Below are 15,344 nucleotides of genomic sequence, written 5' to 3'. Positions count from 1 at the left end.
TCTTACCCCACTTTGAGCCGTTGACCGCGAGCGAACGGCCCCTACGTCCCGCAGCAGCCGACGGATGTTCCCGCACCTCGCGACTGGCCAGCCGCAGGGCCGCCGCATGCATCCCATCCGCGGTATTTCCACCGCCTTCCCGAAACATCTGATCTCCCGCGAGAGGGCCCACCATGACAGCAGACGATATTTCCACCACACGACGGCAGCCTCAGCGGCTGCGGAGTGCCTTGGTCGACCAGTTGAGTGCGCAGGGCATCATCCGTACGCCATCAGTAGAGAACGCCCTGCGCGCCGTTCCTCGCCACATCCTCGTGCCGGGAGTGTCGCTGGAGGAGGCCTACGCCCGGCATTGGCCCGGTGAGGACGGCGTTCTCATGCCGACCGAACCCGCCATCGCCGCCGTACTCCTGGAACTCACGCAGACACTTCCCGGAATGCGGGTGCTGAAGATCGGCTCCACTACCGCCTACCCCTCCGCTCTCCTGGCCCACCTCGCCGGTGAGCACGGCCAGGTGACGAGCATCAACACCGAGGGTGACTTGGGCCAAGCGGTCATCAACCAGTTGTCCCTGACCGGCTATGACTCCATCCGCGTGCTCAACGGCAACGCCCCTGACGGCTGCGCCGACGGCGCCCCCTATGACCGGCTGATCAGCTTCAATGGCATGTGGGATGTGCCACCAGCTTGGCTGCGCCAGATCGCGCCGGACGGGCGGCTGGTCGTTCCGCTACGCATGCGCGGCAGCGTGTACCGGGTGCTGGCCTTCACCCGCACCAACGACCACTGGGAGGAGGTGGCTTCAGAGGAATGCGCCTTCGCGCGGAGACTCGGCGGCATCGCCGACGATCCCCTCACCATGGTGTCACTGACCACCGCCGGCACCGTCACCCTCCACCTCCATCAGGACCAGCACGTCATCCCCGAGAAACTCCTCGGCGTGATCGACCGCACCCGCAGTGAATTCTGGACGAAAGTGCCGATCACCTTCGGCAACCGAAGCGGCGACTACAGCATGCTCGAGCTCTTCCTGTCCGTGTCGATGCGAGACGGACTGTCACGGATGGACGCCAGCATGAGCGCGATCGACACCGGATTGGTCGCACCGATGTTCCCGTGGGGTTCGATGGCCGTACCCGGGAGGGACGGCGACCTCGCCTACCTCACCCTCCGGCCCACCGGCGAGACCGTTTTCGGCGATCCGGTGTTCGAGATAAGCGTCATCGGGCACGGACTCGGCGGCGATGCCTTGGCCGGCCACCTCGCCGACCAGATATGCCTGTGGGATCGTGACTACCGGCACGCCCCGTTACGGGTCGCTCTCCAGCGCGCCGACAGCCCACAACGCATCACTGGCACATATGAGCTTGACAGGCCCAACGCCCTGCTCGCCGTCAGCTGGGGATGACCGTATGGACGGCATCTGCGGCGATCGCTCCGACGCGCCGCCGTCATCTGGACCGGCTCTGACCGCTGCGGATCTTCGCTTCTGATGTCAGGGGAGCCGCTGAACCACGGCGGACGACTCGGCCCGAGCAAAGGACTGACTTGCCCAGCGGGCAAGAGGCCTTCATGTCCGCCCGGCCGACCCACAGGGAACAAGGTGTCACCAAATGTCGCTGCGATGGCGCGGTCCGGTCAAGTAGGTCGTCGGCGAAGCAGCCCTGATCAGCGAGAACGTGACAGGCCTGCTGCCGCCTGAGCCGGACATCGTCACCGGCCAGGTCTTCACCGCGTTGACCCACCGCCCCGAGGACGTTTCGGCCGTGGCCGGGCAGCTCAGCCGCCTCTACGACGAGCCTGCAGGATTGGCGCTGCCGGACCCCTCCTACGTCCGGCGTTTCATCGACGCGATCTCCACCCAGGACAGCGGGCACGTGCCCGACTGCTTCGGCGGCGCCCGCCTGTGGTTCATCCAGCCCGACGGCTCGGTCTGGGACTGCCCGTCCGACCGCCGGATCGCCGCCACCCCGGCCGCGCGCCGGCGCACCATCCAAGGCGCCGACGCGCGCCTCCTGTTCGCCGACCGGCCCGCGTGCACGAACTGCACCCTGTTCAGCAGGGACTGCGTGAACATGTGGCCGCTCGTGCTGGACATGCCGCGGCTGCTGAACGCGAGGGCCGCCCGATGACGCTCCCTCAGATCGGCGGCGGCGAGCGGCTCGACGGGCAGCTCGCCGCCATGCTCGGCCAGATGCCCGACCCGAGCGGCGGCCCGGCCGCCGGCCAGCTCGAACGTGAGCTGGCCGAGGCGTTCGGCGTCCCGCACGCCGTCGCGCTCTCCTCCGGCACCGCAGCCCTGCACGCCGCCCTGTCCGCATGCGGCATCAGCCCAAGGCGACGAGGTTCTTGTGCCGGCGTAGTCGACGGGCGGCTGTGCGCTCACCCAGCTATGTAAACTGTCTTCCTTACACAAAGTAATCTCGCTGGCAAGGTCTTGCATGACGGTCCGGAGGAACCGTGTCGTCCGCCTGAGGCCGAGAGGAGAACACACCATTGGCCTTCTGGACTGATCCACTCACTCTGTACATGAGGGAGATACAGATCCAGCGCTACGCAAGCTCCCTGTGGTGGGATCAAAGCAATCCGAACCTGAAGCCTCCTGCCAACCCGCGGCATCGTCGGGTGATCTGGTTCAAGAGAATGAGGCAGCAGTACCAGATTCAGCCAGCTGAGGTGGTGCGTACAGGAACTGGATGGACCTGGCTTCGCCTGCCTCAACCTGAGTCCGGATCGAGGAGTTGATCTCCAGGTTCCCGGATGATGGTGATCGTGGTTATGTGCTTGTCATCGGCACGGATGACGTTCGACTCCCATCTGACCGTGTCACCGACAGGGCATCCGGTGAATAATTCCTTCACTAAACGAAGCACGCGTCGCTGCGCGGCCGCCCGTCTTTCTAAGCGTGTGCGCCGAGCATGGTGGATGGCGGTGCCATATCGTAGGTCGGCTGGATGCACCCCGAAATGGGCGGCGAGTCTGTGCAACACATGCGCGGAGGGCTGACGATGATCGTTCTCCAGGAACGAGATGTAAGTGGTCGAGATCCCGACCCGCTTGGCTAGCATGCCTTGGGAGAGGCCCGCTCCCAAGCGCAGGCTTCTGAGCCGTCCTCCAAGGGTTTCCGTCTCTGGCATTCATCGCTCCACTTCTCAGGTGTGCGGCGGCACCATCCAGGACGATCAGAATGGCTGTTTATCGCAGTGTGGCAGCGCGTTGGTCGGCGCGGCGATGTGAGGGTGCTCCTGAGCTCGCTTGTCCTTGTTGCGGGGCGTCGCTACTTGTTGATGAACGCAAGTGTGCGGCCTGAGCGGTGCGGCTGAAGGGTGCGGATATAGAGGTCATAGCCGTGGCCTCAAGTGCAGTGTCAGCCTGCTTAAGCACCTCTTGTACGCCCTCCAGAGCTTGCGCCAGGTCTCGCGGGATGCTAGCCATCCGGCTTTCCACGCCATTGAGCGTAAATTGCAGGCCTCGTGCAGCGCTCGCGATATGTCGCGTAACGAAGTCGCGGACTGTTCGTAGGAATGTTTGCACACGAGGATGGGAAGTTACTCTTTCGTAGTGCTTACCGAAAGCCCGTTTCATACTGACGCCTAGATTCTGGGCAGACTCGTACGCGTATCCGATTTTCTGCACAGCGGGGACATGGCCGATCACGGAGGCGTGCCGGCTGAGATCCTTGACAGCCTTGGCTACTTCTGGAGTTTCACTCCAGATCGGCGTGATCTCGTCGATGAAAATGCCGCGTTGCGCTGCCAATTCGGACCGTATGAGCAGGTCCCGCTCCGTTGGTGCATGGCCGAGCGCGTCTCGGAGGACAGCGAATTGTAGATGAAGATCGGAGAAGTCGCATGGTTCGCCCGCAGGGATAATGTCCACAGCAGCAGCGAGCATTCCCTCGTATGCCCTGTTAAGCTCTTGTTCTTGCATAGTCGATGCGTTCATTAACGGGCTCTCCGTTCTTCGGCGGCGCAGAGCGTCCGGATCCCACGCGAACCGCTATGCGAGGAGACTTCCCAGATTCATGTTGAGGTTCTCCTGAGGTGGCGGCAAACAGCGTCATGGAGGCACTACTGGAGGAGTTGATGGCTACGACATCCGCAGTTCTTCGAATGTCGGAGAAATTTTCGCTTGTCCTGAAGCTACCGATTCTTCGTGGTCAAATATCACGATCTATCGGGAAATCGCGTCCGAAGATCCTTGCAGGACCGTCGCACAGCTCGCCACACGATCGAGCCACAAAGCTCCGGCTGAGGATGTCATCCAAGAGTTCTCAGCTTCTTCTGGTCGGCGTTCGCTGGAGCGCATTATCACGTTGCAAGGTGGCACCTCTGGGAGGTTGACCGTGACTGGTGGTTACGGCAGGTGCAGTCGAAGTCACCAGTAGAGCAGCTTGGGCGCGACGCACAAGCACGAAGTGATCGTTGCCGAGATCCCTATCCGCAAGTAGGCCGACATCAAGCCGTCTGCTCACACTTTGAAGATCGCGCCGTGCATCTCTATGATCAGCGGTGGTCCTTTGACTGATCTGGCCTAGGACGTAGCGGACGTTTCCCGCCATATGTTGGCCGGCTAGCTTTCGGACGGTAGCAAACAGCTCCTGCGTGCGCGGATCTGTCAAGATCTTCTGATAATGCTTGCCGAGGGCTTGTTGCACGCTGACGCCGAACTGGTTCGCGCTATCGCATGTTCGCGTGATGGCCAGCGCTTGTGGAAGGCGGCCGATAACGCGAGAATGCTGATTGAGTTTGGAAACTCCTTCTACTAGTTGGTCATGCTGTTCCCAGATGGGACCTTTCATTTCGGCGGACTTGTATGCGGGCGGGACATTTGGCGCTTGGGCGTATCTGCCGTCTGGGGGGGCTCCGAGCTGTTTCTGCAGCTGGGCGAACTGGTGGTGCATGTGTGCCAGTCCGGACATCTCGGTTGGGGGAACGAGTTCGGCGACGGCGGTGAGAAAGCGTTCGTAGGCTTGGGTCAGCTCGTGACCTATGGGTGCTGAGGGCGACATCGCCAGCTCCTGAGGGTGTGAGTTTGACGGCGTTATGGGAGGGGAGCGGCTGCAGCAGCTATCTCGGGCGACGATGTTGTGGGGAGGTCCCACGTCACAGCTCGGGCAGGTCGGTGTGCTGGTTTGTCAGGGCTGATCATGCAGCGATGGAGGGGTCCATGGGGGGCTCGTAGCTCCCGAATCGCGGGATCGAGGCAATCGCGGTGCCAGGTGTCCGGTCCGGTGAAGCCGCCTGCTTCCGGGTCGGTCCAGTACTGCCATGCCAGCCACAAGCCGTGCAAGCGTGCGACAGCCTCTTCGTGTTCCCACCACGCTGGGCACCATGGTGCGGCGGAGCTTGGAGTGCGTTCGCTGAGGTAGGTCGGGATGAGCAGGTGGTCAACCCACTGCTTGAGCAGCGATAGCTCCACGGCATACTCGGTCGGGTTGAGGCGGACGATGAACGACGGTCCTGGCGGCGGGTTCGCTGATTCAGCATCGTGACCGGAATTTTCGGCATCAGGTGGTTCGAAGAGGGTCATGGGCTCTTGCCACGAGCCGGGCAGCGTGGGCTGCTCGTCGTGCGACTCGTCCGGCGGTGGGGTCATGGCACCTGCTTTCGGATGGCTCGGTCGGTGATCTGTTTTTCGATGCGGGCGGCGGCGAGGCGGAGACGCGGGCCGAACGGTTCCCTCATCCACGGCCGCATCCTGATCGGCACGGGGCGGATGCCGGTGAGGAGCAGAATGGCGGTGAACTTTTTGAGGGCACGGATGTCTGCCGCGGTGTAGATCCGCTCTTTGCGTGCCGACACGCTGACGCTTCGGCCGCTGGAGCTGTAGGAGACGCTCGAGTCGATGACTTTGTGATGTCCCACCAGGCGGCTGACTTTTTCGGCGTGGTCGGCGTCGTCGATGCCGGCGCCGATGATCTTTACGGTGCTGGCGCTCCACAGGGCATCCATCCCGGGGCCTCCCCAGACGCGAACGCCTTGCTGGTAGCTCTGCAGGATGGTGACCACTGGTATTCCGGTTCCGCCCAGGAAGCTGTAGAGGTCGGGCAGATCCTCGATGGGTGCTACGTTCGCGGCCTCGTCCAGCACCATGATGAGCGGCGGGTCGGCGCGGCCCCCGACGCGTTCCGCGGCCGCGATGCCGGCTTGCAGGACTGCGTCGGCCAACGCGGCGACGAGGGGTGCTGCGCCGTTGCGGCCTTTCTTCGAGAACAGATACAAGGTGTCGGTTGAGGTGACGAAGGTGGCCGGGTCGAAGACCGGCTGGCCTGGCGTGGGGGTGATCCATCGATTGATCTCTGGGTCCAGCAGGCAGGCGATCGTTTGTGCGGCGGTGTCATACACGCCGCCGCGGGTCTCGGGCGGTAGGGATACGGTGTGCTCGAGTTGGCCCGCCATGCCGACCGCGCCGGCAGCGCGCAGAGCGTCGATGGGGTCCTGTTCGGCCGGGTGGGCCAGCCACTCCAGGACTTGGTGGACGTTTGCCCCGCTGGTGGCGGCGGCGTGGAACAGGTTCGCCAAGAGGTTCCCGGCAGCAAGTGCCCAATAGTTGCCGCGTTCGTTCGCGCTGAAGGACGTGGTGACGAAGTGGGAGGCCAGCCGGCGAGCGCCCTCGACGGTGCGAGCGGTTTTGATCACGTCCCACCAGAAGGTCTGAGCTTGGTGGCAGATCTGCTGGGGGTCGAACACCCATAGCGTGCCGCGGGCCTGGCGGGGTGCGGCGGTGGTGGTGAGGGCGTCTGGACGGATGCTGGTGACCACAGCGGCGCCGGGTGCGCGTATCGCGGTCTGCGCGATGATCGTCGTTGTCTTGCCGCTTCGCGGGCCCATGAATACCAGGTAGACGTCTTCGAAGCTGCCGCGCAGCTCGACGCCGTCGACATCCCCGATGAGCACGCCGGCCTCATCTGAGGGGACGCGTTTGACCGTGCGTAGCGACGGCCGTAGTCGGCGCGCCTTCGTCACCGCCCCGCGATAGGTAAATTCGCGTAGATCGCGCAGCCCGGCAAGCCCGGGCGCGGGCGCGAGCCATCGGTAGAGGATCAGAGCGAGCGGAACGCCTGTTGCGGTGCCGAGGCTGGCGGTGGCGACGATTCCGCCCCACACGGCGATCGGCGACGCTTGTGGCCAGATCGTCTGGGGGCCGGCCGCCAGTTGTAGCAGCAGCCGTACGGTGAACGGCGGCGGGTGCCAGCCGGCGCCGCCCACCACGGCGCCCAGTGTGCCGCCCAGCCAGACTATCCCGGTCAGTAGACCGCCGGTCAGCATGGTGCCGGCGGCCAGCCAGGGCGCGAGTTCGGTGCGCGCACTGCGCTCACGCACCATGGCCGTCTCCCGGGAGGGTGCGCGGCTGCATGGCTCCGTCGGTGTAGAAGAGTCGTTGTTCCCGGGGAGTCAGTTGCATTTTGACGGGCACGCCCAATCTGGTGCCGACCTTGATGAGGTACTTGCCACGTCCCGGGTGGAGCTGAGCGGCGCCGTCCAGGCCGGTGCTGGTGGCCGCCGCCCATGATGCGATCAGGTCGATCTCCGCGCCGGTCAGGGGTTTCTGGGCGCTGATTCGGCGCAGTTCGCCTAGCGGCATCGCCGCCAGGATCAGGACGTCGCACCTTTCCATGAGCCCAGCGGCCTTGGCTCGGTCCTCCTCGGTCGGCAGAGCCTCCAGGTCGCGGATCGAGTGTGTCGACATCAGGGATATTTCGCCGTTTGACCTGTTCAAGCGGGTGATTCCGTCCATCGCGTCAACCATGCCCGGGCCGGCGCGCAGAGCGCGCCACATCTCGTCCAGGGGCAGCACCAGGGGTTTGGACAGCAGGCCGAATGCGCGGGCGATGTCAATCGATCCGTACGAGTAGGCCCAGCAGGCCAGCAGTCCTGCTGCTGCGACCTGCTCGCCCGCCGTGCGTAATGCCGACAAGTCAATGGACACGGCCGGGCGTGACAGGTCCAGGTGCACCGACGTTTGACGATCGAATAGCCCTGCCATGGGTCCGTCGCAGAGGTTCTCCAGACCGGCGATGACCGAGCGGGTCGCGGCACGGTAGTCGTCGTCGCGCACGGCGAGGATGCGCTCGCGCAGGGGTTGAGGTCCTTGCCTCAGAATCGTGATGACGTCGGGAATGATCGGGTCGCAGTCCAGGGCATCGGCGGCCAGCCGGACGGCGGCGTTGAGCGCGGCGCTTTCCTCGGCGAGGGGTCGGCGGCCCAGGCCGTGAGGGGTGGCCAGCAGGGCATGCAGAAGTTCGCCTCGGCGTCCGTCCAGTTCGGCGCGAACGCGGGCCGCCTGGGTACGCGGGAGACTTCCCAGAGCCCGTCCGAGCGGGCCGGAGTCGAAGGGGTTGATGCTGTCCAGTCCGCGGCCCACTCGCACGACCTGGCCGCCGAGCTCGGTGACGAGCGGTGTGTACTCGGCTTTGAGATCACCTGGGCAGAGCATCTGGTAGCCGTAGCCGATCAACCCCAGGCTCAGGCGCTTGAGGATGGCGGATTTGCCGATGCCGGGCTCACCCTGCACCCAGACCGATGGGTTAGTGGTCAAGGAGCCGACCCAGCCGGGCGGATCAACGCAGACCAGTTCGCCGGTGAGCAGGTCGGGGCCGATCGGCACGCCGCAGGCTGGCAGGCCGCCGGCCTGCACAAAGGGGTACAGGCCAGCGACTTGGACGGATGTGCCGAGGTAGAGGGATCCCGGTTCGACATGCGCCGCGCGTCCGCGAGGCCAGCCTCGTCGGGGGGCCAGCGCACCTGGCTCGATCCGCAACAATGGGGGCATCGGCGGCCGCCGGCGGCGAGAGCTGTTACCCATCACTCGGATACACCCCGCACGGCAATCCAACGGCGAAGGCTGCGGCTTGGCCCCAGCGGGCCGGCCGCAGCCGTAGCCGGCTGTGTCCGGCGGCTTGGAGGACCTCCCGCCGTGCCTCCTCCAGTTCGTCTGCACGGGTGACCGTGGTGGTGACGTAGATCGTCCACTGCACGATCGCGGCGCCGCGGGCCTCTTCATGCGCGCCGATGGCGGCTCGTTCAGCGTCCGCCCGTTCGCGGGCGGTCGGCGCGCGACGTGCGCGGCGGCGGACCTCCTCGCGTACCGCGGCAGCGTTGACTTCGCTCTCGACAACCCCGGCGCCGACGAGGCGGGGCAGAGCTCGAAAGGTGAGCGTGACACGGCGGCGGTAGCGGCCGGGGCTGAGCAGGTGCAGCAGCACGTCGTGCGGGACGCGCTGGCGGGGCGCCTCGGCCAGGACCCAACTGGTGGAGTGGGCGGCCTCGTGGTCGTAGCGGTCGCGTCGTTCCCGGGCGTAGGTCGGCCCGGCGTCGCGCCAGCGTAGCTCGTCCCAGCCGGCCGGAGCGGATTCGGCTTCGGGGTCGAAGGCGCAGCGGACGATGCGGATGAGATCGGTGGCGCTGGCCCGTTTGACCGCTTCGGCGCCTGCGGCCGCGACTCCGAGACCATTGAGCGAGGACAGCAGCGATGCGATCGCATCGGGGAGTTTCACGCGGGAGGTCGCACCGAGCGATGGGTCGCAGGTCAGCGTGAGTCGCACGGCCACACGGGATGCTGCCCGAGGTGCGGCGGCGACCAGATCGGCCATGACCGCAGCGGCCAGTCGCGGCGCGGCCGGGTCGAATCGGCTGGCGACATGATCTGCCAGTTGGCTGCCGTTTTCCGGCAGCAGGTCGATGCTGACGACAGCGTGGCGGATGGTGATGTCGTCGGCCAGCCGAGCCAGGAGCCCGCCCCAGGCGGCGACTTGCCGGTTGACGGTGTCGACGTCGGCCAGCAGTGCGCCGCTCGGTGACAGTAGCAACGTGGCCGAGACCTGTCCCGTGCGCTGATTCCACAGCACTCCGATCCGGCCGCGGCCGGGGTCGGCGGCGTCGATGAGCTTGAGGGGGGCGAGCATGCCGGGAAGCGCGCCGTCATGCTGGATCGGGGCGGCCACGTGACCGAGGTAGATGGTGTGGGTGCGCCAATCCGCGTAACGCCATCGCGCCCATCCGCGAGCGATGTCGATGAGCAGCATTCCGTCGCGTTGGGCGATAGCCGCTGCGATGCACAGCAGGGACAGCGGCGCGGTATACAGGGCGACGGCCTGGTCGATGAAGATGCCGGCCATGACGGGCACCAGCACGGCCGCGAGAACCGTCAGCGTTTGTCGGCTGTCGAGTTTCCCGAGTCCCGCGCTGCGGCTGCGCCGCCATCCGCCGTAGGAGCGTGCTTGTGAGGTACTCGTCATGGCGTGTCCGGGCGCCGTGAGCTCGCGTGCGCAGGGCGGGTGTCAGCTGCGGTCATGAAATCCTCCGTCACCGGAGTCGGAGGCCGGTGCAGGGTGCTGGTCGACGGGATGGGGCGTTGCTGCCTCGCCCGCGGCGCCGACGTGCTGCTCCACCACGTGCAAGCCGTGGTCGGCGGCCTCGGCTGCGAAGTACACGACTGCTCCGCCCGGGCCGGCGGTGGCCGTGGTGGCCGCTGTGCCGGGTGTCTCGGCCGCCGTCGTGGTGGCCGAGGTCAGCGGGGCGCTCGCGGTGTCGGGCTGCGGTGTGCTCGGGGCCGCTTCGGCTGTGGTGGCAGCGGGTTCTTCTGCCGTTGGCGGGGGCGTGGCCGAGGGAGCGTCGCCCGACACCGGTAGATCGGCTGGGACGGCCGATCCGGCTGCCGGGTCCGCCGGCGTGGTCGCGCTGCCCTCTGCGGGCGCCGAGGTGTCGGCTTCGCGTTGCTGTGCGAACTGTCCCGCGGAGGTGGGCTGAATCTGCTCGACGTCACCGCCGGCGGCCTCGACGCCGCCGTCGTCGCGGCTTCCGGAGCGGCCGGCCATCATCGCCAGGTCGGTGAGAGCGCGTGTCATGCCACCACCGCTTCCGCCTCCTCCGGCCACGACACCGAGGGGGGCGAACACCCGAAGCAGAGCGGGCATGGCGATGAGGCTCAGCACGAGCATCACCAGGCCGTACACCAGACCGTGAGCGTCACGAGCGGCGGACCACTGACGCGTTGCCGCTGTGATGATCAACGCGACTGCCGGCTGGTAGACGATGATCGCTGCGCCGGCGGTGATGATTTTCGGCATCCACTGACGGGTGGCTCCTCCGCCGACCATCCCGGAGGCGGCAATGGGCAGCAGGAGAGCCAACAGCGGGAGGGTGGCGTTGCGTAGCAGGACCACGACGATCTGGATGATCAAAACAAGGATCACCAGAATGCTGAGCTGCCATTGCACGAAGATCGACGGAACCGCGCCGACAGCGTTGTTCGTGAGTGACATCAGCGTGAGGATCTGCTCCTGGATGCCTTGCTGATCCATGGGCTGGCCATCCGCGGACATCTGATCGAAAATGATCTTTGTGACGACGTTGGCGCCTTCCATGGCAAGGGCGGTCAGACCGACTCCGGCGCCTCCGACGAACGCGGTGATCGTCAATCCGGCGCCGGCCTGGATCAGCGGCACGGGCCGGCCTTGCACCATGGTGCGCATCATCTGCGCCACGACCAGTACCACGCTGATCAGCCAGCCGATCGCGATCGTGACCCCGTAGAGGGTTAAGGCGCCCTGGGCGCGCAGATCGAAGGATGTGAAAGTGACGAACAGGGTCACGAATACGCCGACCAGGGACCGGATGGCGTCAAGCGCCAAGTTGGCCATCGGTTTGATCACGCCCTGTTCGAACGCCTCCGTGGCGGCGTCGCGCAGCCCCTGCCCGGCCGCATCTCCTGCCTCCTGGATCCTCGGTGTGTTGCAGTACAACGCGATGATCGGTGATGGCACCTTGCACAGCTCAGGGGGGATGGTCGGCAGCAACTCCCAGGGCTTGGGCGTGGGTGCCGTACCAGAGGGGGAGGGCGTGGCAATCGCTGTGCTCGTGGCCGTCGGGGTCGTCATGGCGAGCGCTGCCGGATGGGGGACAACCTGCGAGTCCACGGGCGAGGACGGCGGTACGGACCCCTGCGGAGTCGTCTCTGCGGCTCCGGTGCCGGCTTCAGCGGGCCCGACGAACATGACCAGCGTCAGCAGCAGAACGCCGATCGTTCGAGCGGTAGGACCATGGTGGCTGCGCATTGTCACTCTCCCGGGCGGATCGCCCGCCAGTGGCCGCTGTTGAAGGCGGCGCTACCGGGGTCGGCGTAAACCGGGCGCGGCATGCGCGCGGCGGGGGTGCGCAACACGGCCCAATCGCCGCCGCGCAGGCCTGTCTGCCAGCGCAGGTGTCCTGTGCCGACCACGGTGACGGTGCGCATCGGCGCGTGTGCGCCAGCGATCATGTCAATGCGCATGGCCACACTGACATAGACGTTGCCGGCGTCGGCGATGCGCCATTGCACGCCGACAGGCTGCACCGCGACCGTGGCCCCTGCCGGTGGCGCGCCCTCACGCGGCAGGGCAAGCAGCGCACGTAGCCAGGTCACGCTCGCGGCGGCTTCACGCCGGGACTCGTCTCGATCGCGGGAACTGAAGTAGACGTCGACGGCGCCGAGGGCGCGACCCTTGTCGAGGTCCCAGACGGCGGAGAACATAGCGGCCGCGGCCGCGGCGGCACCCTGTGGCGTGCGTGGCCAGCCGACCGGATAGTCACGGCTGAGGCGTCCACGCGCCTCGGGCAGGGTGACCCACCGGGCAGGCGTGACGTAGCCGAAGGTAGGTGCCGGTGTGGCGGGCATGACGCTCGCGGTCGGTGCCAGCGTGGGATCAGCGTTCGCGGGGTCCTGCGGGCTCTTGCTCAGCAGAATGGCCAGCGCCGCGCCGAGCAGGACTGTCATCAGCGCACCTGCGGTGCGCGCCCGGCGTATCCGCTGGCGAGCCAGCTGATCGAGGTCGGTGGCGAAAGGCATCTCGAAGCTCGTTCAGGACCAGTTGGCGACGAAGTCGACGATGGGGATGGTCAGCAGGACTCCGCCCAGCCCGACCAGGACCCAGCCTGCGTGGCTCATGCCCTCGGCGGCCATGTGCTGGCGTGAGGACTTGCCCCACATGACCTTGATCCAAGCCGCAGCCATCATGCAAGCGCCGACGACCCCGCTTACCACCTTCAAAAAGCCGAAGATGCGCCCTCCGAACCGCGCCAGCTCAGGCGGCGCCGTTGCGGGCGGGTCACTGATGATCGGAATGCCTCCACCCGGGTTTCCCGCACGCAGGTCCTCGGCATCGGGAAACACCTGCATCACCGACTGGAGCGCATCCATCAGAGCCGTCATGGGCGTGATCCCGAACCGGCCGGCAGTTCTCGTAGGCGGTGACGCAGCCGCCGGGCCAGGCGGGCGATCCGCCTCGACGTGGTCAACGCCGTGGTGACGTCCAGTTGGCGCAGGGCGAACACGTACGGAACGTTGATCACTCCGCTCACCTCGGCACTGATCGCTTTGAGTTGATAGCGCGACAGCGGCGGTAGGCCGAACGGGTCCGCCTGCCGCACGAGCAGCACCGGCCGGGGGATCTGATCAGGCCATTGGGCGATCATTTGCGCCGCCTGTGCTGTGCCTGGCGCGGTTGAGGACGCCACCACGGCGATGCGACTGCTCTGCGCCATCGCCTCGCCGGTGAACTCCACGGCGTTCGCCGTATCAGCCTGATGATTCAACAGCAGGACCAACGTCGATGTGCCGGCGCCCGGATGTGCGCCGATCAAGGTCCAGGGAGGGCCGGCACCTGAGTGCCTTCTGCTCTTCTGCATATATCGCCTCTTACGCGCCACTGGCGTGTGGAGTACCTTCTGCTACTTGACAGAGGTTCTAACACTCTTGACAGAGCCTTGACAAGAACGTCAGCAGAAAGGACCCAGGCGGCAGACAATGCGCACCGTTTTGATCCTCGCCGTCGCCCTGCTCTTACTCCCCTTCGCGTGCGCGCCTACGATGCTGGCCCTTGCCTCACCGCTGATGCTGGGCCTTGCCGGCGACTCGATCGTCAAAGAAGGAGCCGTCGCGGGCCTCCCCGGCCTCCCGCAGGGGCTTGAGCGGCTCTACCAGACGGCCGCGAACACCTGCGCTGGACTGGACTGGACGGTGCTGGCCGCAATCCACAAGATCGAATCCGACTTCGGACGCTCGAACCTGCCTGGGGTCAAGGCCGGCACCAACCATGCTGGAGCCGCAGGCCCCATGCAGTTCCTCATCTCAACCTGGGGAGGCAGCGCTCGCATCAAGATCGGTTCCCGGTTCAACGGATATGCGAGCGACGGCGACGGCGACGGCTGGGGGGACGTGTACAACACCGCCGACGCCCTCTTCGCCGCCGCGAAATACCTGTGTCGTCATGGAGCGCCACGCGCTGTGCGTCAGGCCGTCTACGCCTACAACCACTCATGGGACTACGTCGACAGCGTACTGGCCCTGGCCAAGACCTATGCCGACGCATCTGAGCTCCGCCCCGAGCAACCCAGAGGCGATGATCGCGTCACACCGCGCATGCGAACTGCGCGCGACCTGCTGCTCCAGCGTTTCCGCATACCTTTCGGAGTCGGCTGCTATCGGCAGAACGACAGCGTCGCCGGCGGCGGTCGCGGAGAACATCATCTTGGCCGGGCATGTGACTTCATGCTCAGCAGGGGCACCAAACCGTCGCCGGGCAACCAGGCGCTCGGCGACGCGATCGCCGCATGGTTTCAGGCCAACGCCGCACGTTTGGGCGTCTCCTACGTCATCTGGAAGCAGCGCATCTGGTCACCCGCACGCGCCGGTGAGGGATGGCGGACCATGTCCGATCGGGGCGGCGTCACAGACAACCATTTCGATCATGTGCATGTGACGGTGCTCTAGGAAGACATCGCACCCTCCAAGGTTTTGGCCGGGGCGAGCTGGCGAGGACACCAGCCATGATCATGACTATTTACAATCCCCTTGACTCATAGTCATGAATCTAAGGCGGAACTCGCCTCTCATGTTCTAGGATCACGGGCATGTTGTCCGACTCAGGCACTCCCGCCGACCCGGCATCGCTGACCGGTGCCGCGGCGCTGGCTCGACTCAGTGGTCAAGCCGGAACGGGCGCCTCGGCCACGACAACGCGTTCTCCCGCAGGTGATCACCTATCTCCCTCGCCGATGCATGACCATGAGGCCGGGCTCGTTTCCCCGCCTCAGCGGAGCGACGAAGAAGAGGAACGGCGTTTCCAGCGGTTCTGGAACGAGAGGGACGCCGATGTCGACAATTCTGACGACAGTCTTGACGGCAGCCCTGGCGATGATGCAGATCGCGATCTCGACGACGAGCATGACTGGGACCTCGGCGGCAGGCGACGGCCCGTGGTACCGCTCGCGCTCAAAGCTGGGGCAGCGGTGGGAGCACTCAGCCTGGCGGTCGCCAGCTGGTCCATCTTCTCCGAGCCTCGTTCCCCCTCCGATGCACAAGC

The 15,344-nt window shown here is 65.9% G+C and carries 15 protein-coding genes; 4 read left to right on the top strand and 11 right to left on the bottom strand.

The window, feature by feature from the left end; all coding sequences use genetic code 11:
* Positions 1-173 precede the first annotated feature (173 nt).
* From ABFX54_RS03080 to ABFX54_RS03070, 3 genes are all read left to right on the top strand, one after another.
* Positions 174-1,409: a class I SAM-dependent methyltransferase gene (locus ABFX54_RS03080; RefSeq protein WP_346101328.1), complete on the top strand. Its 1,236-nt coding sequence runs from the start codon at positions 174-176 to the stop codon at positions 1,407-1,409.
* A gap of 271 nt (positions 1,410-1,680) precedes the next feature.
* On the top strand, positions 1,681-2,133 hold the full coding sequence (locus tag ABFX54_RS03075; protein ID WP_346101327.1) for a hypothetical protein: 453 nt from the start codon (positions 1,681-1,683) through the stop codon (positions 2,131-2,133).
* Positions 2,130-2,399 carry a DegT/DnrJ/EryC1/StrS family aminotransferase gene (locus ABFX54_RS03070; RefSeq protein WP_346101326.1) on the top strand — a complete coding sequence of 90 codons (270 nt, stop codon included), beginning with the start codon at positions 2,130-2,132 and terminating at the stop codon, positions 2,397-2,399. Before ABFX54_RS03075 ends, ABFX54_RS03070 begins: the two co-directional genes overlap by 4 nt.
* Positions 2,400-2,718: 319 nt before the next feature.
* Here the strand turns inward: ABFX54_RS03070 and ABFX54_RS03065 are convergent, their stop codons facing one another.
* The 10 genes from ABFX54_RS03065 to ABFX54_RS03025 all read right to left on the bottom strand — a co-directional run bounded on the left by ABFX54_RS03065 (position 2,719) and on the right by ABFX54_RS03025 (position 13,668).
* On the bottom strand, positions 2,719-3,138 hold the full coding sequence (locus tag ABFX54_RS03065) for a helix-turn-helix domain-containing protein (RefSeq protein WP_346101325.1): 420 nt from the start codon (positions 3,136-3,138) through the stop codon (positions 2,719-2,721).
* 1,136 nt (positions 3,139-4,274) lie between these two features.
* Positions 4,275-5,012: a hypothetical protein gene (locus ABFX54_RS03060; protein ID WP_346101324.1), complete on the bottom strand. Its 738-nt coding sequence runs from the start codon at positions 5,010-5,012 to the stop codon at positions 4,275-4,277.
* Between the two features lie 32 nt (positions 5,013-5,044).
* Positions 5,045-5,533, bottom strand: a complete 489-nt coding sequence (locus ABFX54_RS56820; RefSeq protein WP_428834493.1) for a DUF4913 domain-containing protein — start codon at positions 5,531-5,533, stop codon at positions 5,045-5,047.
* 62 nt (positions 5,534-5,595) lie between these two features.
* Positions 5,596-7,329, bottom strand: a complete 1,734-nt coding sequence (locus tag ABFX54_RS03055; RefSeq protein WP_346101323.1) for a type IV secretory system conjugative DNA transfer family protein — start codon at positions 7,327-7,329, stop codon at positions 5,596-5,598.
* Positions 7,319-8,764, bottom strand: coding sequence for an ATP-binding protein (locus ABFX54_RS03050; RefSeq protein WP_346101322.1), 1,446 nt, complete (start codon positions 8,762-8,764; stop codon positions 7,319-7,321). The genes ABFX54_RS03055 and ABFX54_RS03050 overlap by 11 nt, the downstream gene beginning before the upstream one ends.
* A gap of 37 nt (positions 8,765-8,801) precedes the next feature.
* The gene (locus ABFX54_RS03045) at positions 8,802-10,241 is read right to left on the bottom strand and encodes an SCO6880 family protein (protein ID WP_346101321.1); all 1,440 of its coding nucleotides are present in this window, start codon (positions 10,239-10,241) and stop codon (positions 8,802-8,804) included.
* Positions 10,242-10,283: 42 nt separating this feature from the next.
* Positions 10,284-11,801 (bottom strand): hypothetical protein, encoded by a 1,518-nt coding sequence (locus ABFX54_RS03040; protein WP_346101320.1) that lies wholly within the window; start codon positions 11,799-11,801, stop codon positions 10,284-10,286.
* Positions 11,802-12,061: 260 nt separating this feature from the next.
* Positions 12,062-12,829 carry a hypothetical protein gene (locus ABFX54_RS03035; RefSeq protein WP_346101319.1) on the bottom strand — a complete coding sequence of 256 codons (768 nt, stop codon included), beginning with the start codon at positions 12,827-12,829 and terminating at the stop codon, positions 12,062-12,064.
* A gap of 12 nt (positions 12,830-12,841) precedes the next feature.
* Positions 12,842-13,192: a hypothetical protein gene (locus ABFX54_RS03030; RefSeq protein ID WP_346101318.1), complete on the bottom strand. Its 351-nt coding sequence runs from the start codon at positions 13,190-13,192 to the stop codon at positions 12,842-12,844.
* Positions 13,189-13,668, bottom strand: a complete 480-nt coding sequence (locus ABFX54_RS03025) for a hypothetical protein (protein WP_346101317.1) — start codon at positions 13,666-13,668, stop codon at positions 13,189-13,191. Before ABFX54_RS03025 ends, ABFX54_RS03030 begins: the two co-directional genes overlap by 4 nt.
* Before the next feature lie 118 nt (positions 13,669-13,786).
* Between ABFX54_RS03025 and ABFX54_RS03020 the strand changes: the two genes are divergently transcribed.
* Positions 13,787-14,752, top strand: a complete 966-nt coding sequence (locus tag ABFX54_RS03020) for a lytic transglycosylase domain-containing protein (protein WP_346101316.1) — start codon at positions 13,787-13,789, stop codon at positions 14,750-14,752.
* A 269-nt stretch (positions 14,753-15,021) separates the two neighbouring features.
* On the opposite strand, the gene ABFX54_RS03015 is transcribed toward ABFX54_RS03020, so the two are convergent.
* Complete coding sequence (locus ABFX54_RS03015; protein WP_346101315.1) at positions 15,022-15,207, bottom strand: hypothetical protein; 186 nt, start codon at positions 15,205-15,207, stop codon at positions 15,022-15,024.
* Positions 15,208-15,344 lie beyond the last annotated feature (137 nt).

It is taken from the genome of Nonomuraea maheshkhaliensis (genome assembly GCF_039529435.1).
Lineage (GTDB): Bacteria > Actinomycetota > Actinomycetes > Streptosporangiales > Streptosporangiaceae > Nonomuraea > Nonomuraea maheshkhaliensis.
The sequence above is the reverse complement of the archived record's forward strand: the minus strand, read 5'-3'. Positions and strand labels throughout refer to the sequence as shown.